Below are 17374 nucleotides of genomic sequence, written 5' to 3' on the forward strand. Positions count from 1 at the left end.
GTGTCACGACGCATCGCCCGAACCGCGGATCAGTTCGGACATCAGGGAGGCGCGCTGGCGAATGTTCTGCGGCGCCTGGTCGTCTTCCACGATCTGGTCGAACAGCTTGAGCGCATCGCCCGCCTTGCCTTCCTTCCAGGCGGCGAGCCCCAGCGCCTCGCGGGCGGAATGGCGCAGCGCATTGCCATCCACGGCCATCGCCTCGACGCGGGAGGACACGTCGGCATAGCTGCCGGTATCGACCAGAAGCAGCGCGGCGCGCAGCCTGGCCATGTCGCGCAAACCCTGCGGGATGGCACTGTCGGCGGCGACGGCATCGAGCTCGGTCACGGCCGCCGCCACATCGCCGCTGTCGGCCTTGAAGGTGGCGGCACGCAGGCGCGCCAGCACCGGATAGGCGCCGTAGCCGTCCTTCTGCAATTCGGCGAGCGCCGTCAGCGCCTCGTCGCGCTTGCCCTCGTTGGCAAGGGTCAGCGCCTGCGAAAAGGCATCGCCCGAGCGGTTGGCGCGGCTTTCGTCCCATTGGCGATAGCCGACATAGGCCGCGGTGGCGAGCACGACCAGAACGGCGATGCCGATCACCAGCGGGCCGAAACGGTTCCACACCGCCTTGGCCTGCTCCTTGCGCAGTTCTTCGTTCACTTCGCGGATAAAGCTGTCGTCGGCCATTCACTCAAAACCGTTTCTGTGCCGCAATGGCGGTCTGTTCGCCCGCGTTTTAGCTGAAATTCGCCGGCATGGAAGGGGCGGGGGCGGAAATTCGCCCCGGCCGCCCTGCATCGCGGGATGCGGGGTCATCCTGCTTCAGCGGTGATCGGGTTCAGGCATGCTCCTCCACGCCGCCCGCCTCGATGAAATCCTGATCCAGCTTCGGCAGTTCCTCGCCCGACAGCGTCGCCTCGAACGCGTGCAGGCGCTTGTAGACCGACAGCAGCTCCACGATCGTCGACCATGAGTTGACGAGGAACTGGAACGAGCTGGTCACTTGCGAGAAAGCATAGCTGATCTGGTTCATCAGGCCCAGCGTCAGTCTCTGGGCGACGATCGACGGCACCATGACCAGCAGGGAGAACATGTTGTTGGCCTGCAGGTAGGTGTAGCGCACGACGTTGAAATAGACGTAGTGGAAATAGAGCCTGAAATAGTTGCGGCGCACATTGGCGAACAGTTCGGCAAGGGTGGCCGGCTGGGCGCGGTCCTCGTGGTCCTCGCCATAGACGAGTTCCTTGCGATAGGCGGCCTCGACCCGCTGGTTGCGGAATTGCAGGCCCGGCAGCTTGAAGCCGGCCAGCGCCAGCGCCACCGTGCCGAACACCGACCAGGCGATGGCCGCCAGGACCAGCGGCTGCCCGACCTCGCCGACGATGGGCAGGGCGCTGATATGTTGCGAGAGGTTGATCAGCACCGGCGTGAAGGCGATCAGCGTCATGATGGAATCGACGAAAGAGACGCCGAGGCTTTCCATGATCTGGGAAAAGCGCATCGTATCTTCCTGGACACGCTGCGAGGCGCCTTCAATGTGGCGCAGCCTTTCCCAGTGGGCGACATAATAGTCGTTCATGGCGGTGCGCCAGCGGAAGATCCAGTGGCTGACGAAGAAGGCGTTGAGCACGGCGACATTCATGCCGACGAGCGCGAGGCCGGCGAAGCTGCCGATCTCACCATAGAGCTGGGCCTGCGTTGCGGTCTGGCTCTTGGACAGGATCGCCTGGATGAGATCGTAGAACGGGCCGTACCAGGCGTTGACCGCCACCGACACCTGCACCTGGAAATAGACCACGAACAGGATGAGCGCCGAGCCGAGGATCGACCAGCGCAGCCACGGATTGGGCGAATACCAGCGCCAGAACCCATAGAAGATCATCACCCCGATGAAGAAATAGATGTAGAACCACAGGAACGGCGGCGACCAGAATATCGATACGCCGATGATCGGCGGCGCACTGGGCGCGGCCGGCGGCAGGCCGAACACGGCCCCGAGCCGGTCTCCGCCAAGGAACCAGCCGGCCACCAGCACGGCGCTCCACAGCACCACCGAAATAAAGAACAGTTTCGGCTTGGGAAAGAAGGATACGAACACGTGGCGGGTCCTCGTTGGGCGCGCGAAGCTGCGCTATGACCGGGTGGCGGGCATAAGGTCATATTTCATCTTGCGCGAGCAAGATCAAAATCATGGCGATTTTGGCGCGGCCGACCAGGCGATGGCGGCGGAAAGCACCAGGATGGCGGCCGCCAGCAGGGAAGCGGAGACATAGTTGCCCGACCATTCGACCAGCAGGCCGGCTATCAGCGGGCCTATGATCTGGCCGAGGCCGAAGGAGGCGGTCATGATGGCGAACACGCGCCGCGTCGCCAGCGGCGCGAGCTGCCGGGCCGCCTGTATGCCCAGCGCCGTCGGCGCCATGAAGGTCGCGCCGAGCAGCAGCCCGCCGGCAAGTGGGCCCGTGCGCCCCGCCACCATGACGCTCGCCGCCACGCCGACGGCCTCGACCAGGCAGGCGGCGGCATAGGCATGGTTGACGCTGCTGCGGTTCGCCACCTTCTGCCACAGGAACAATGACGGGACCGCCGCGGCGCCCGTGGCCAGCCACACCAGCGCTTCGAACAGGCGGGTTTCGCCGTTCTGGCGCACGATGGCGACGAGGAAGGTCGCGGTGATGACATAGCCGAAGCCGAACAGCCCGTAGGAGAGGATGATCCTGCGCAGTGCCGGATCTTTCGGCAGAGGCGGTTCCCGCCCGGAGCCCGCGCCGTTGGCCACGCCCTCGTCGGCAAGCAGGGCGACGAGGCCGAGCCCGGCCAGCGACAGGGCGCCGGACCAGTACCAGCCGGCGATCCAGTCGGCATGAATGCCGGCCAGCCCCGCCATCAAAAGCGAGGAAACGACGATGCCGAGGCCAACGCCGCCGAAATGCAAAGCCTGAAGGTCTGTGCGCCGGGCAAGGATCAGGTGGCTGAAGACGATGCTGGTCATGAACACCATGGTGAATGCGCTGGCTGCCCCGGCGAGGAAGCGGATCGCCAGGAAGGGCACCATGCCGGAAAAGACGCCCATGGCGGCGGCAAGGATGGCGCTGGCCGCCAGGCTGGCGAGCGCGATCTGCCGCTCGCGTCCATGCGCCCATCCGCCTGCGGCCGCCAGCGCGCCGGCGAGGTAGCCGAGATAGTTGGCCGAGGCGATCAGCCCCGCGTCGGAGGCCGAAAGGCCGAGCCCTTCCATCATGCCGGGCAGGATGGGCGTGTAGACGAAGCGGCCGATGCCCATGGCGACGGCAAGCGAGGCCATTCCGGCCACGGCGAAGCGCAGGGGCGCGAAACGGAAGGAGGAAGCGGGCGGGGCGTTCATCATGCGCACAATATGTGCGTCCGCAGTCGAAACAATGCGACTTCCGTTGGGCCAGAGGCCGCAAGGGCCGATCGGGTGGCGCATAAGGCTGGAAAGAGGGCCGGCACGGGTCTATCTAGGAAGTTTGGCACACACATTCACAGGCTTTTCTCCCATGACGGCACACGCCCCTTCGATCACCCCCGCCACCGATCTATCCGCCGTCATCGATCCGGTGAAGCTCGACCGGCTGGCGGAAGTGGCGATCAAGGTCGGCCTCCAGCTCCAGCCCGGCCAGGATCTGGTGCTGACCTCCTCCATCGCCGCCCTGCCGCTGACCCGCAGGATCGTGGAGCAGGCCTACAAGGCCGGGGCCGGGCTGGTGACGCCGATCTTCTCCGACGACGAGATCACGCTTGCCCGCTTCCGTTACGGCGCCGATGCCAGCTTCGACCGCGCCGCCGGCTGGCTGCATGAGGGCATGGCGAAGGCATTCTCCCAGAATGCCGCGCGGCTGGCGGTGCGCGGCGACGACCCGTCGCTGCTGTCCGGGCAGGACCCGGCCAAGGTGGCGCGCGCCAACAAGGCCAATTCCATGGCCTATCAGCCGGCGCTGGAAAAGATCACCGGCTTCGACATCAACTGGACCATCCTCGCCTATCCCGAACTGGCATGGGCGCGGCAGGTGTTCCCGGGCGAGAGCGACGAGGCCGCGGTCAAGAAGCTCGCCGAGGCGATCTTCGCGGCAAGCCGCGTCGACAATGACGATCCGGTCGAGGCATGGGGCCGGCACAATGCGGCCCTGGCGAAGCGCACCGAATGGCTGAACGGCCACCGTTTCCACGCGCTGCATTTCAAGGGCCCCGGCACCGACCTGACGCTCGGCCTTGCCGACGACCACGAATGGATGGGCGGCGCCTCGACCGCCAAGAACGGCGTGACCTGCAACCCCAACATCCCGACCGAGGAGGTGTTCACCACCCCGCATCGCCTGCGCGTTTCCGGCCATGTGTCCTCGACCAAGCCGCTTTCCTACCAGGGCACGCTGATCGACGAGATTTCGGTGCGCTTCGAGGAAGGCCGCATCGTCGAGGCGACGGCGTCGAAGGGTGCCGATGTGCTGAACAAGGTGCTGGACACCGACGAGGGCGCGCGCCGGCTGGGCGAGGTGGCGCTGGTGCCGCATTCCTCGCCGATCTCGCAGAGCGGCATTCTCTTTTACAACACGCTGTTCGACGAGAACGCCTCGTGCCACATCGCGCTCGGCCAGTGCTATTCCAAGTGCTTCATCGGCGGCGACAAGCTGAGCCCCGAGGACATCGCGGCGCGCGGCGGCAACAAGAGCCTTATCCACATCGACTGGATGATCGGCTCCGGCAAGGTCGACATCGACGGCGTCCGCGAGGACGGCAGCACCGTGCCGGTGATGCGCGCCGGCGAATGGGCCTGACATGTCCGGGCTGGTCGTCAAGCGCGTCTACGAACCCGCCGCCGACGGCGACGGGCAGCGCGTGCTGGTCGACCGGCTCTGGCCGCGCGGCGTGAAGAAGGAAGACGCGCGGCTCGACCTGTGGCTGAAGGACATCGCCCCCAGCGACGATCTGCGCCACTGGTTCGGCCACGATCCGGAGCGCTGGACGGAATTCCAGAAGCGCTACCGGGCCGAGATGAAGGACAAGGACGAGGCCGTTGCCGAACTGCGCGGCCTCATGGCCAAGGGCAAGGTGACGCTTCTGTTCGCGGCCCATGACGAGCAGCACAACAACGCCGTGGCGCTGGCGGCTTACCTCGGGGAAGCGTGAAGCCTCTCTTCGGGTTTCCGGAATGAGCCCGGACAGCCCGTCTCCACTTCGCTGCGCTCATTGCGAGGTCGGGGATGACGTGGAATATCTCCGCGTCACCCCGGCAGAGGGAGCGATAGCGACCGCGAGCCGGGATCCATGCCGGACCCTCGCCGGTAAAAGCCACCCGGCGCTGCCGGCCTATGCCGTCACCTCTGCCGCATACATATCCGGCTTGAACCCCACCAGCACGCGCTCGTCCAGGTCCAGAACCGGGCGCTTGATCATGGTCGGGTGGGCAAGCAGCAACGCTTTTGCCTTTTCTTCGTCGATATCCTGCTTGTCCGCATCGGCGAGGCCGCGAAAAGTGGTGCTGGCCTTGTTGAGCAGCACCTGCCAGCCGACCTTGCCGATCCAGCCTTCCAGCGTGGCCTTGTCCAGCCCCTCGGCCCGGTAGTCATGGAAGGTGTAGGCGATGTCGTGGCCCTCCAGCCAGGTGCGCGCCTTCTTGATCGTGTCGCAATTGGGGATGCCGTACATGGTGATCGTCATGAGCCGTCCTCGTGCCAGGAAAGGGATAGACGGACTGAAAGCCGATTCGCTCCCGCTTGTCAGGTCGCGGGGTGCGATGAAAGCCGTCTCCGTTAACCGGCCATCAAGGTTAATGCATCATTTTTGTCTCCAGTGGGTTTCGTAGCGTTCTGGAGAGTTCCGTGCATCGACGTGTCGTGAAGCGGCTGGCCGCCGCCGCCGGTGGCAAGCAGCGTTCGTTCATTGCGCCTCTGGTCGTCGGGCTTGGCATATGGGTCGGCTCGCCGACCGTCACCGCCTTTCAGGATATGACCAGCCTGGTTTCCGGTTTGGATGCCAATGCACGGTGGAACGCCTATATCGAAAAGTCCGTCGCCGGCTCGACCCAGGCTGCCGAAATGCCGTTCCAGGCTTCCGCCGCCTCGGTGGCCTCGGCCGCCTCGCTGGCCGGCTCGGGCGTGGAGCTTCCCGGCGTCGGCACCGTGGCGTTCCGCTCCAAGAGCGGCATCATCGGCGAAACGCCGGACGAGGACCGGGTCATGCGCCATGGCAAGAGCGGCCGTCTGGTCAAGATCGCGCCGGTCGCGCCCCCGAAGAACTTCACCGCAGGCTCGATCTTCGAGCGCACGTCGTCGCTGATGCTGCGCAAAAGCCTCGATGGCAGCATGAAGATGGCCTTTGCCAAGCCGCAGATAAAAGGCAAGGAGGAGCAGATCGCCTCCGCCTTCCATATGCGCGAGGAGCCCCGGCCGGCGAAAGGCGCCGCAAGCATGCTGGCCGGCCTTATGAACAACGACAAGCCGGACATCCTGGCAACCGCCTATGCGCCGGCCGAAGTGGACTATGCCAAATCCTCGCCCTTCAAGACGCTGTTGCAGGAAGAGCAGCCGAACGGCGGACGTTTCATTCCTCCGGTGGGCAAGGGCGATCACGCCTGGATGCGCAATCCGCTGCCGGCGACGGTGTTTTCCAAGGCCGAGCAGAAGTGCCTCGCCAATGCGGTCTACTTCGAGGCGCGCAGCGAATCCCTGCGCGGCCAGGCCGCCGTGGCGCAGGTGGTGCTGAACCGGGTGCGCAACCCCGCCTATCCGGCATCGATCTGCGGCGTCGTCTACCAGAACGACAACTGGCTGAACCGCTGCCAGTTCTCCTTTGCCTGCGACGGCCGCAAGAAGCGGGTGACCGAGCCGCGCCGCTACAAGATCGCCGAGGAGGTCGCCATGGCGGTGACGGCCGGCAAGATATTCCTGCCCGAGGTCGGATCGGCCACGCATTACTATGCGACCTACGTCAATCCGGGCTGGGCGCGGACCATGCACAAGATGACCAAGATCGGCCTGCATATCTTCTACCGCACCTATGGCGGCGGCTGGAGCTGAACCGCGCCGCCGCTGCCGCCGGATATGCCGGCAAGGGAGGGGATTCCATGCCCGCCCCCCGCCGGCTGGCGGCGGGCACTATGTCGCACCCGCGTAAGCTATTGATTTTACTTTGCTAATACTTTGCTTTTGAAAACCCCCGCGTGGCTTGACGGGCGGAGGGCCTGTAACTATGTTGCGCGCCAACTGGATGCAGACCGACGGCGGACTTTCGGCCGGGCAGGGAGGTTACGATGGCCGGTAAGAATGGGCCAGGCGGAACCGGAGAGACCGGCCCCCGGAATAACCGCGAAGGCGACATCCGCGACGACGAACTTGAGCGCCGTCGGCGTGAGCTTGGGGCATCTCTGGCAGCACGGCATCCGAAGGCGTTTGAGGGGGAAGACAACGCGCAAGCAGGCGGTTCGACTGGCTATGGCCAGGCGTTCAAGCTGTCCAGCGAGTTCATTGCCGGTGTGGTGGTGGGCATCGCGATAGGATGGGTGGTGGATCGCGTTGCCGGAACCTCGCCATGGGGTCTCATTGTCTTCCTGCTTGTCGGTTTTGCGGCTGGCGTGCTCAACGTTCTGCGCTCCGCAGGCTTGATGGCCGGGTTTGGGCAGGGTAGGCCCCGATCCGGTCCGAAGGACGAATAAGCGCGCCCGAGGCGCGAAGGCAATTGAGGCAAGGCCGCAAGCGGCCATATGAGGACTGAACGTGGCAGCTGCTGACAAGGTCGACCCGATCCACCAGTTCCATATCAACAAGATCGTCCCGATCGAGATCGGGGGCTACGATCTTTCCTTCACCAATTCCTCGCTGTTCATGGTCGTGACCGTCGTCGTGGCCTCGGCCTTCCTCTACCTTGCCACTTCCGGCCGCCATCTGGTGCCGACCCGCTGGCAGTCCTCGGCCGAGCTGACCTACGAGTTCATCGCCAACATGCTCAAGGATTCGGCGGGCAGCCAGGGCATGCGCTTCTTCCCCTTCGTGTTCTCGCTGTTCATGTTCGTGCTGGTTGCGAATCTGCTCGGTCTGATCCCCTATTTCTTCACCGTCACCAGCCACATCATCGTCACCTTCGCGCTGTCGGTGCTGGTTATCGGCGTGGTGCTGGTCTACGGCCTCGCCAAGCACGGCTTCGGCTTCTTCAAGCTGTTCGCGCCGAGCGGCGTGCCGGCCATCCTCATCCCGCTGGTGGCGGTGATCGAGGTGGTGTCGTTCCTGTCGCGCCCGGTCAGCCTCTCCGTCCGTCTTTTCGCCAACATGCTGGCCGGCCACATCACGCTGAAGGTGTTCGCCGGCTTCATCGTGTCGCTGGGCGCCCTGGGTGGCGTGGGCATTGCCGGCGCCGTGCTGCCGCTGATCATGACGGTCGCGATCACCGGCCTCGAAGTGCTGGTCGCCGCGCTGCAGGCCTATGTGTTCGCCATCCTGACCTGCATGTACCTGAACGACGCCCTGCATCCGGGGCACTGACGAAATCGCTCGCAGACGGTCTGCGTCGACGAAACCTGAAAAGCCATTCCACAAGGAGTTGAAGAAATGGAAGCTGAAGCAGCAAAGTACATCGGTGCCGGTATCGCGTGCCTGGGCATGGGTGGCGCGGCCATCGGCCTCGGCAACATCTTCTCGAGCTATCTGGGCGGCGCGCTGCGCAACCCGTCCGCCGCTGACGGCCAGTTCGGCCGCCTGGTGTTCGGCTTCGCCGTGACCGAAGCTCTGGGCATCTTCTCGCTGCTCATCGCCCTTCTGGCGCTGTTCGGCTGATCTGCCTTAGACTGGGGCCGCGCCGCATGCCGGCCGGCCCGAATGACAGGGACGAAAGATGTTCGTGACACCAGCCTACGGGCAAGAAACGGCGCCTGCGGATCAGGGCGCGACCACGACGGACGTTCTGATCGGAACCGAGGTTCCGCATGAAGCCGCCGAGGAAGGTCTGTTTCCGCCCTTCAATCCCGAGACCTTCGCGTCGCAGATTGTCTGGCTGGCGATCACCTTCGGTCTTTTCTACCTGTTCCTGAAGCGGGTCGCGATGCCGCGCCTTGCCGGCATCGTCGAGACGCGCAGCGGCAAGATCGCCAGCGATCTCGACCAGGCCGCCCGCATGAAGGAGGAGGCGGACGCCGCGGTGGCCGCCTATGAGCAGGAACTGGCCCAGGCTCGCGCCGGTGCCATGGCCATCGGCCAGAAGGCCCGCGACGCGGCCGAAGCCGAGGCCGGCGCCGTCCGCAAGAAGATCGAAGGCGAACTCGACAAGAAGCTGGCCGAGTCCGAGGCGCACATCGCCTCGATCAAGTCCAGCGCCATGAAGGATGTCGGCGCCATTGCCGAATCCACGGCCTCCGCCATCATCGAGCAGCTCGTCGGCAAGGCCGACAAGGCCGGTGTGGCTGCCGCCGTCAAATCCGTCGCCGGTTGAGGGCAGGGACATGGACGCAACATCTCTCGCCACAGTCTGGGCAACGATCGCGCTGGTGATCTTCATCGCCATCTGCATCTACATCAAGGTTCCGGGCATGGTGTCCAAGGCGCTCGACCAGCGCGCCGAACGCATCCGCAACGAGCTTGAGGAAGCCAGGCGTCTGCGCGAGGAAGCGCAGGCCCTGCTGGCCGAGTACCAGAAGAAGCGCAAGGCCGCCGAAGAGGAAGCGGCCGAGATCGTCGAGATCGCCAGGCGCGAGGCCGAGGCTCTGGCCGAAGAGGCCAAGCACAAGACCGAGGACTACGTGGCGCGCCGTACCGCCATGGCCGAGCAGAAGATCGCCCAGGCCGAGCGCGACGCCGTCAGCGAAGTCCGCGCCAGCGCCGTCGAGCTGGCCGTCGAGGCCGCCCGCAAGGTGCTGAGCGACAAGGTGGACGGCAAGGCCGACGCCGACCTGTTCAAGAAGTCGGTCGAGGAAGTCAAAGCCCGCCTGAACTGAGGCCGATCCGGTTTCGCAAACGAATTGAAGCCGCTGGGGAAACCCGGCGGCTTTTTCGTTGTGCCGGGTTTGTGGCTCTTTCCGAATTGTGGATCATTTCAGTTTTGACAGAAACGAGCCCTCACGCGATCTCTTGCCGTTTGCGAGGAGAGGGATACGGCCACGTTGCAGACAACGTCCTTCAATTTAGGTTGCGGACCCGACTTGCCCTGGCAACCACTCCATCGTCATCAACTCTGATGGTTTTGATTGTCTCTGAGCCTTGCGTTGAGGGTTATGATGATCTTTCGCATGGTCGCTGCGATTGCGAGGATCGGTGGTTTTCCGTTGGCGATGAGGCGCGCGTAGAAGGCGGCGAACTCGCCTTGTCCGGCAGCGGCGCGCAAGGCCGGCATGAAGAGTGCGGTCCTGACCTGCGGTCTGCCGCCGCGCTGGCGTCGCCGGCCCCTTGCTGTGCCGCTCTCGTTGGGGTGCGGGGCGGTGCCGGCCAGCGCTGCGGCCTGTCGGCGCTGGAGATGGCCGAGCTCGGGCATCAGGGCGAGGATCGTCACGGCGCTGACCGTGCCGATGCCGTTCATGCCGGTGCAGATGGCGACGCGGTGGCGCAGGCCCGCGTTTTGCGCCACCAGCGCGGCGATCGCCCGCTCGAGCGCCGCGATCTGCCGGGTGATTGTTGCGAGCATGGCCCGAAACGAGGCGGCCATCGCCCTGGCACCGGGTGCCCGTGACCGGTTCTGCTCGGCAACCTTGAATGCGACCAGGTCGGCCCTTCGGCGCACGAGGGCCTGCATCTGCGTCTCGTCGGCGTCGGCGTCGGGCGCCTGCCACAAGGGCAGCTTCGTCCAGCGCTCGCGTCCATAGGCGGCCATCTGCGCGGCGTCGATGGCGTCGCTTTTGCCCAGCGTTCCGAAGGAGCGGATGAAGGCCTTGAGCCTGAGCGTGTCGGCGCGGTGGCAGGCGATGCCGGCCTTCAGGCACTCTTCCAGGAGCAGCAACTCGTAGCCGCCCGTCGGTTCGCACACGACGAGATCGGGGCGGCTGGTCCTGAGCAGCGAGCGGATGGCTGCGCGGCTGTTGGCGACAGTCGCAGCCGTGATGCCGTCATCGACGGCCAGCCGGTCCCTGGCGACATCGACACCGAGGCAGCGGACGGGCGCATGGTGCAGGAAGGTCATGACGGTGCTATCCTTTGCAGGCTTCGGATTGTTTGCGGGCGTGGTGGTGGGCCAGAGGCCCGATCAACTCTCCAAGCGGGGGTGCAAAGGCGGCAGAGACCTTGATGACGTCGGGTGTCGGCCCGATCCCGGAACCGGTCGCCTGCCGCCGAGGCTGCGGGTTTGCAGGCCCGCAGCCTCGCTGCTCAACCTACCCGATATCGATCAAACAATCCTGGAAGCCGAAGCGAAGCGAAGGCAGGCTGTCCGGGATCCACTCCGTGACCTTGCCTGCACAGCGGCCACCGTCACCCGACCGGCATGGATCCCGGCTGGCGGTCGCTGACGTTCCCTTGGCCGGGATGACGAGCGCTTCAAATCCACCAGTCAAATCTGAACATGGCTCCTTGTGGGGACAGGGGTGGGGTAATGCCGGAGGTCCCGTCAGGAAGATGATGGGCAGGCCGCCCCGACTGCTCGGAAGAAAGATAGATTTCGAACCGCCTTGCCGATCGGAAGCGTGCAGACCCGAATTGAGCCTACGCTTCGCTGTCCGCCGTGCGAAACGGCGCGAACGAGATGCGGTGCAGGCGCTTGACCGGTCCGTGGACGCCGATGGCCGTACGATGGCGGACGGTGGCATAGCCCATGTGGAGCTCGAAACCGTAGTGGGCATGGCGGCGGCCGCAGTCGGTCATCATGCGGTCGCGCATGACCTTGGCGACAATCGAGGCGGCGGCGATCGATTGCGAGCGCTGGTCGCCCTTGACCAGCGCCCGGCCGAGACAGGGCAGGCCGGGCGGAACGTCGCGGCCGTCGGCCAGCGCCAGCTTCGGCTGCACGGAAAGGCCGCAGGCGGCGCGGCGCATCGCCTCCAGGCTCGCCTTGCGGATGTCGCTTGCATCGATGCTCTCGGCGCAGACGGAGGCAACCGCCACCGCGCGTGCGGCCTTGAGCACGGTCTCGAACAGGGCCTCACGTTGCGCGTGCGTCAGCCGCTTGGAATCGTCCAGCCCGTCGGGAATGTTGTCGGGATCGAGCACCACCGCCGCCGCGACCACCGGGCCGGCCAGCGGGCCGCGCCCGGCCTCGTCCATGCCGGCGACGGGCCACAGCCCGTCCGCCTTCGCCGCCGTTTCGAACGAGAAGTCGGGACGTTCGACGATTTCGAAGAGAAGTGGAGAATCGGGGCGCGCACGAACCATGATGCGGCGAAGTTCGCACCGGCCCCGATTCTCCGCAAGTCCCTTCCGGCCGGTGGGGAGCGGCGGGAGGGGAAAGCCGGTGGCGAGGGGAACGCCAGGCGGCCGGAGCATCGGACCGAAAGTGGATCGGTTTTCGGACTGTTCCGATGCTCAAGGTGTCGGAGCGCGTGCGCCGGGGAGGACGCACGGCTCCAATGACGAGCCGGGACGGCGGGCTCGTCGGGGACAAACGCAGGCTACGCATACGCATTTGCCGTTCTCCTGCATGGCGGGCAGGCGGCGGTACAAAACTTTCGAAGCCACACCGTGGCCGGGCTGCGAAACCGCAACCGATCAGCCGGAATCAGGCTTCCAGACCTCGGAACTTCGGACCGGCTGCCCGTGTCACAGCAGCATCAACTGTTCACTGTGCTTCCCGGCCACGAAAAGATCGGTGCGCAAGGCCGTGCGCTGCAGGTTGAGGCCGAGCCTTTTGGCCGTGATCTCGAAGCGCCGGCCGATCTGCCAGGCATAGGGGCCGGCGCCCTTCATGCGCTTGCCCCATTCGGAATCGTAGTCCTTGCCGTCGCGCATGGAGCGGATCAGCGACATGACGTGCCGGTAGCGGTCGGGATAGTGGCGCAGCAGCCAGTCCTTGAAGATCGGCGCGACCTCCAGCGGCAGGCGCAGCACCACATAGCCGGCCTCGCGCGCGCCGGCGGCGCGGGCGGAATCGAGGATGCGTTCCAGTTCCTGGTCGGTGAGGCCGGGGACGATCGGCGCCACCATCACCGAAGTGGGGATGCCCGCTTCCGAAAGCTGCTTTATCGTCTCCAGCCGCTTCGTCGGCGTGGCGGCGCGAGGCTCCATGGTGCGGGCAAGCTTGCGGTCCAGCGTGGTGACCGACAGTGCCACCTTGGCCAGGCCACGTTCGGCCATGCGCGACAGGATGTCGATGTCGCGCGCCACCAGCGCCGACTTGGTGACGATGCCGACCGGGTGGCCGCGCGCCTCCAGAACCTCCAGTATCTCGCGCATGATGCGGTACTGCTTTTCGATCGGCTGGTAGGGGTCGGTGTTGGTGCCGATGGCGATGGTGCGGGGCGTGTAGCCCTCCTTGGAAAGCTCCTTGTCGAGCAGGCGCGCCGCATCCGGCTTGGCGAACAGTTTCGCTTCGAAGTCGAGACCCGGCGACAGGCCCATGAAGGCATGGGTCGGCCGGGCGAAGCAATAGACGCAGCCATGCTCGCAGCCCCTGTAGGGGTTGATGGAGCGGTCGAAGGAAATGTCGGGCGAGGTGTTGCGGGTGATGATGGTGCGCGGCCGCTCCACCTGCACCTCCGTCTTGAACGGCGGCAACTCCTCCAGGCTCTCCCAGCCGTCATCGAAGACATGCCGGCTGACGGGCTCGTAACGCCCCGAGGGATTGATGCCAGAGGCGCGCCCGCGAATCCAGTCGGGTCGTGCGCGCAGCCCGCTCTGCTCGATCATCGCATTGGCCATTTCGGCGCGTCCTGTTCCGAAGGCCGCAACGTCCGCCTGTACGATCTGTTCCATCCTGGCCTTCTCCCACGGTGTGGGTTGAGACTGTCGAATCGCTGTTCCCATGAAATTATTCCTATCCCGAAATGAGAACAAATCAAGAACTTTGTTTGAGGGCAGAGTGCGGCAACTGGCGCCGGAAGCGTGTCTGGGCTATCAGCCGGACATGCTCAGCGTCATCATCGAGACCCATAACGACGAGAAAGGCCTGGCGCGCACGCTGGCCTCGCTGGTGTCGGGCGCCGTCGAGGGCATGGTGCGCGATGTCGTCGTCTGCGACCGGGGCTCGACCGACGGGACGAGGACGGTGGCGGAGCATGCCGGCTGCGCATGGGTCGAGGGCGGCATCGCCGCGGCCATTGCCGCCGCCAAGGGCGACTGGCTGCTGCTGCTGGAGCCCGGCGCGCGCCCGGCCGAAGGCTGGACGGAAGCCGTGGCGACCCATGCCGCCGGTTCCGGCATGGCGGCCCGGTTCTCGCGCGACCGCGCGGACCGGACCCCGTTCCTGTCGCGCATTCTTTCGCGGCCCGGCCCTCTGGCGCAGGGCCTGCTTCTGCCACGCCGACAGGCGCTTGCGCTGGTCCGCAATGCGGATCGCGCCGAAGCGCTCGGGCGCGGCCTGGCGGTGAAGACGCTGAAAACTGCCATCCAGCCCGCACGCCGCGTCGGCCGGGAAACCGGGCTGGCCTCACCATAAGACGCCGTGGCGGCTTGAGCACGATGCCCGTCCCCGACTAGAACAGACCGAAACAGGGATGCCGCGCCGGCGGCGAGAGGAGAACGAGATGCTGCGCAAGACGGATTTCTTCATCGACGGCAAATGGGTCGCGCCGGTCGAGCCGAAGGAACTTGAAGTCATCAATCCGGCCGACGAACAGCCTTTTGCGGTCATTTCGCTGGGCTCGGCCGCCGATGTCGACAAGGCCGTGGCGGCGGCGCGGCGGGCCTTCGAAAGCTGGAGCGTGACCAGCCGCGAACAGCGCCTTGCCGCGCTGGAACGCCTTCTGGCCGTCTACACGGCGCGCATGCAGGACATGGCCAAGGCCATTTCCGATGAGATGGGGGCGCCGATCAGCCTGGCACTGGAGGCGCAGGCGGCCAGCGGCGCCGGCCATATCAAGGCCTTCATCCGCACCCTGCGCGACTATGCCTTCGAGGCGCCGCTCGACGAGCGCAACCCGCAGGAGCGCATCGTGCATGAGCCGATCGGCGTGTGCGGCCTGATCACGCCGTGGAACTGGCCGATGAACCAGGTGACGCTGAAGGTCGTGCCGGCCATCGCCGCCGGCTGCACGGTGGTGCTGAAGCCTTCGGAAATCGCGCCGATCTCGTCCATCGTCTTTGCCGAGATGATGGAAGAAGCGGGCTTCCCGGCCGGCGTGTTCAACATGGTCAATGGCGACGGGCCGACCGTGGGTGAGGCCATGTCGCGCCATCCCGGCATCGACATGATGTCGTTCACCGGCTCGACGCGGGCGGGTATCGCGGTCGCCAAGGCATCGGCCGAGACCATCAAGCGCGTGGCGCTGGAGCTGGGCGGCAAGTCGCCCAACATCGTCTTTGCCGACAGCGATCTGGAGGCGGCGGTGGCGCGTGGGGTCAGGCACTGCTTCAACAACACCGGCCAGTCCTGCAATGCGCCGACGCGCATGCTGGTCGAACGCCCGGTCTATGACCGTGCGGTGGGCATCGCGGCGGATGTGGCCGCCACCGTGAAGGTCGGCAACCCGGCCGAGGCGGGCGACCATATCGGGCCGCTGTCGTCGGAAATGCAGTTTACCAAGGTGCAGGCGATGATCGAGAAGGGCATCAAGGAAGGCGCCCGTCTTGTCGCCGGCGGCCTCGGCCGGCCGGAAGGCTTCAATCGCGGCTATTTCGTGCGCCCGACCATCTTCGCCGATGTCGACAATGACATGGCGATCGCCCGCGAGGAGATCTTCGGGCCGGTTCTGGCTATGATTCCCTTCGACACCGAGGACGACGCCGTCGCCATCGCCAACGACACGCCCTACGGGCTCTCGGCCTATGTGCAGTCCGGCGATCAGGCCAAGGCGCAGCGGGTGGCGCGCCGGCTGCGGGCCGGCATGGTGCAGCTCAACGGCACCGGCCGTCCCGCCGGCAGCCCGTTCGGCGGCTACAAGCAGTCCGGCCTCGGCCGCGAGGGCGGCAAGTGGGGCCTGGAGGATTTCCTCGAGGTGAAGGCGGTCAGCGGCTGGGACGAAGCGGCCGGCTGAGAGGGCATCCGGGCCTCGTCCCGCTTTTCAGGGGCGATTCCATCTGAGCCGGAATTGCCTGAAGACTAACCCCCACCCCTTACCCCTCCCCACAAGGGGGAGGGGAAGCCCGGCGTTGGTATCCGTCCTCAAAACGTCGATGCGACAAGCGGCTGCGGCGCAGATTCCCTCTCTCCCTTGTGGGGAGGGGTAAGGGGTGGGGATATGACGCCGCAACATCGATATGCGGCTATCGCAGTCTGCGGGATGAGGGACGGCCTCCAAAAAGCCTGAATAACCCTAACGCCAGCAAGGCTTGCGGCCTTCATGCCCGGCTTCGACACGGCTGACGCCGATGTCGTCCAGCCGGTGCGGCTCCATTTCACGCAGGCAGATGCGCTGGCGGTGCCGCTCCGGCCAGATGTGCCAGATCAGCCGTGCGAATCGGCAAATGGCCGGACCTTGCGCAACATCGGGCCGCTCATGCGGGTGGCGCGCGGCGCGAGCGGAATGGTCGTTGAAGGGATCGGGCGTGAAGGACATGGCCCATCCTATCCCGCGCCGTTCGCGCCATGTTTCGGCCGTGGCCGAAATGTCTGCGGCTGACTGTGGGGCCGAAGAACGCTACTCTTGACCTATGTCGAACATGGCTTCCGGCAACACCATCGCGGCTGTGGCTGCGCTCATCGGCGACCCGGCCCGCGCCAACATGCTTTCGGCGCTGATGGGCGGGCAGGCCCTGACCGCCGGCGAACTGGCGCACCATGCGGGCGTGACGGCGCAGACCACCAGCGGCCATCTTGCCCGGCTGGCCGATGCCGAGCTGGTGGTTCTGGAGAAGCAGGGCCGGCACCGTTACTATCGGCTGGCGTCGCCTGAGGTCGCGCGCGTGATCGAGGCTTTGTCGGTGGTCGCCAGCGAGGGGCCGAAACGGCATCATCCGGTCGGGCCTCGGGACGAGGCGCTACGCCGGGCGCGCACCTGCTACGATCATATCGCCGGAAGGCTCGGCCTCGCCCTGGTCGATTCCCTGCAGGAATCCGGTCATGTCGTGCTGGCTGACGGCGCGGGCATTCTCACACCGGCGGGAACGCGTTTCCTTGCGGATTTCGGCATAGATCTCGGCAGTTCGCCGTCGAAGCGGCCGCTGTGCCGCACCTGCCTCGACTGGAGCGAGCGCCGCCCGCATCTGGCCGGCCGGCTGGGCGCGGCGCTGCTGACGCGGCTGCTCGACCTCAAATGGGTTGCGCGCACGCCGGACAGCCGTGCGCTCAGGATCACGAAAGCCGGCGAAAGCGGGCTGGCGCGCACCTTCGGGCTTTCGCAGGATTGGCACAGCCGCTCCTGACCGGCCGGGCTGCG

General features: G+C 65.8%; 19 protein-coding genes. 11 read left to right on the forward strand and 8 right to left on the reverse strand.

Annotation, left to right across the window (positions count from 1 at the left end):
- Positions 1–3 precede the first annotated feature (3 nt).
- The 3 genes from ACVCNR_RS13150 to ACVCNR_RS13160 form a co-directional block, all read right to left on the reverse strand.
- Entirely contained in the window at positions 4–669 is a 666-nt protein-coding gene (locus ACVCNR_RS13150) for a tetratricopeptide repeat protein (protein ID WP_447075109.1), read from the reverse strand.
- Between the two features lie 151 nt (positions 670–820).
- Positions 821–2080 carry a peptide antibiotic transporter SbmA gene (gene sbmA, locus ACVCNR_RS13155; RefSeq protein ID WP_447075110.1) on the reverse strand — a complete coding sequence of 420 codons (1260 nt, stop codon included), beginning with the start codon at positions 2078–2080 and terminating at the stop codon, positions 821–823.
- Positions 2081–2170: 90 nt separating this feature from the next.
- Entirely contained in the window at positions 2171–3346 is a 1176-nt protein-coding gene (locus tag ACVCNR_RS13160) for a YbfB/YjiJ family MFS transporter (RefSeq protein WP_354195198.1), read from the reverse strand.
- Between the two features lie 154 nt (positions 3347–3500).
- Here ACVCNR_RS13160 and ACVCNR_RS13165 point away from each other — a divergent pair, with 154 nt between their 5' ends.
- Both ACVCNR_RS13165 and ACVCNR_RS13170 read left to right on the forward strand, forming a co-directional pair.
- Entirely contained in the window at positions 3501–4775 is a 1275-nt protein-coding gene (locus ACVCNR_RS13165; RefSeq protein WP_447075111.1) for an aminopeptidase, read from the forward strand.
- Position 4776: 1 nt separating this feature from the next.
- The gene (locus ACVCNR_RS13170) at positions 4777–5127 is read left to right on the forward strand and encodes a DUF488 domain-containing protein (RefSeq protein WP_447075112.1); all 351 of its coding nucleotides are present in this window, start codon (positions 4777–4779) and stop codon (positions 5125–5127) included.
- Positions 5128–5307: 180 nt separating this feature from the next.
- On the opposite strand, the gene ACVCNR_RS13175 is transcribed toward ACVCNR_RS13170, so the two are convergent.
- On the reverse strand, positions 5308–5658 hold the full coding sequence (locus tag ACVCNR_RS13175) for an ArsC family reductase (RefSeq protein ID WP_447075113.1): 351 nt from the start codon (positions 5656–5658) through the stop codon (positions 5308–5310).
- Positions 5659–5819: 161 nt separating this feature from the next.
- On the opposite strand from ACVCNR_RS13175, the gene ACVCNR_RS13180 reads away from it, so the two are divergent.
- The 6 genes from ACVCNR_RS13180 to ACVCNR_RS13205 all read left to right on the forward strand — a co-directional run bounded on the left by ACVCNR_RS13180 (position 5820) and on the right by ACVCNR_RS13205 (position 9919).
- Positions 5820–7016, forward strand: coding sequence for a cell wall hydrolase (locus tag ACVCNR_RS13180; protein WP_447075114.1), 1197 nt, complete (start codon positions 5820–5822; stop codon positions 7014–7016).
- A 233-nt stretch (positions 7017–7249) separates the two neighbouring features.
- Positions 7250–7651, forward strand: coding sequence for an AtpZ/AtpI family protein (locus tag ACVCNR_RS13185; RefSeq protein ID WP_447075115.1), 402 nt, complete (start codon positions 7250–7252; stop codon positions 7649–7651).
- A gap of 61 nt (positions 7652–7712) precedes the next feature.
- Positions 7713–8474: a F0F1 ATP synthase subunit A gene (locus tag ACVCNR_RS13190; RefSeq protein ID WP_354195159.1), complete on the forward strand. Its 762-nt coding sequence runs from the start codon at positions 7713–7715 to the stop codon at positions 8472–8474.
- Between the two features lie 66 nt (positions 8475–8540).
- Positions 8541–8765 carry a F0F1 ATP synthase subunit C gene (locus ACVCNR_RS13195; protein ID WP_035024691.1) on the forward strand — a complete coding sequence of 75 codons (225 nt, stop codon included), beginning with the start codon at positions 8541–8543 and terminating at the stop codon, positions 8763–8765.
- A gap of 58 nt (positions 8766–8823) precedes the next feature.
- Complete coding sequence (locus ACVCNR_RS13200) at positions 8824–9417, forward strand: F0F1 ATP synthase subunit B (protein WP_447075116.1); 594 nt, start codon at positions 8824–8826, stop codon at positions 9415–9417.
- Positions 9418–9427: 10 nt separating this feature from the next.
- Positions 9428–9919 carry a F0F1 ATP synthase subunit B gene (locus ACVCNR_RS13205; RefSeq protein ID WP_447075117.1) on the forward strand — a complete coding sequence of 164 codons (492 nt, stop codon included), beginning with the start codon at positions 9428–9430 and terminating at the stop codon, positions 9917–9919.
- A gap of 230 nt (positions 9920–10149) precedes the next feature.
- Here the strand turns inward: ACVCNR_RS13205 and ACVCNR_RS13210 are convergent, their stop codons facing one another.
- The 3 genes from ACVCNR_RS13210 to ACVCNR_RS13220 all read right to left on the reverse strand — a co-directional run bounded on the left by ACVCNR_RS13210 (position 10150) and on the right by ACVCNR_RS13220 (position 13814).
- Complete coding sequence (locus ACVCNR_RS13210; RefSeq protein WP_447075118.1) at positions 10150–11094, reverse strand: transposase; 945 nt, start codon at positions 11092–11094, stop codon at positions 10150–10152.
- Positions 11095–11612: 518 nt separating this feature from the next.
- Positions 11613–12278 carry a ribonuclease HII gene (gene rnhB, locus ACVCNR_RS13215; protein ID WP_354199253.1) on the reverse strand — a complete coding sequence of 222 codons (666 nt, stop codon included), beginning with the start codon at positions 12276–12278 and terminating at the stop codon, positions 11613–11615.
- A gap of 384 nt (positions 12279–12662) precedes the next feature.
- Positions 12663–13814 carry a PA0069 family radical SAM protein gene (locus tag ACVCNR_RS13220; protein WP_447075119.1) on the reverse strand — a complete coding sequence of 384 codons (1152 nt, stop codon included), beginning with the start codon at positions 13812–13814 and terminating at the stop codon, positions 12663–12665.
- Positions 13815–13965: 151 nt separating this feature from the next.
- Between ACVCNR_RS13220 and ACVCNR_RS13225 the strand changes: the two genes are divergently transcribed.
- Both ACVCNR_RS13225 and ACVCNR_RS13230 read left to right on the forward strand, forming a co-directional pair.
- Positions 13966–14496 carry a glycosyltransferase gene (locus tag ACVCNR_RS13225; protein ID WP_447075699.1) on the forward strand — a complete coding sequence of 177 codons (531 nt, stop codon included), beginning with the start codon at positions 13966–13968 and terminating at the stop codon, positions 14494–14496.
- A gap of 58 nt (positions 14497–14554) precedes the next feature.
- Entirely contained in the window at positions 14555–16033 is a 1479-nt protein-coding gene (locus ACVCNR_RS13230; protein WP_447075120.1) for an aldehyde dehydrogenase family protein, read from the forward strand.
- A 279-nt stretch (positions 16034–16312) separates the two neighbouring features.
- On the opposite strand, the gene ACVCNR_RS13235 is transcribed toward ACVCNR_RS13230, so the two are convergent.
- Entirely contained in the window at positions 16313–16555 is a 243-nt protein-coding gene (locus tag ACVCNR_RS13235; protein WP_447075121.1) for a DUF1127 domain-containing protein, read from the reverse strand.
- Positions 16556–16658: 103 nt separating this feature from the next.
- On the opposite strand from ACVCNR_RS13235, the gene ACVCNR_RS13240 reads away from it, so the two are divergent.
- Positions 16659–17360: an ArsR/SmtB family transcription factor gene (locus tag ACVCNR_RS13240; RefSeq protein WP_354199269.1), complete on the forward strand. Its 702-nt coding sequence runs from the start codon at positions 16659–16661 to the stop codon at positions 17358–17360.
- The last annotated feature ends 14 nt before the right edge of the window (positions 17361–17374 follow it).

It is taken from the genome of Aquamicrobium terrae (assembly GCF_052978165.1).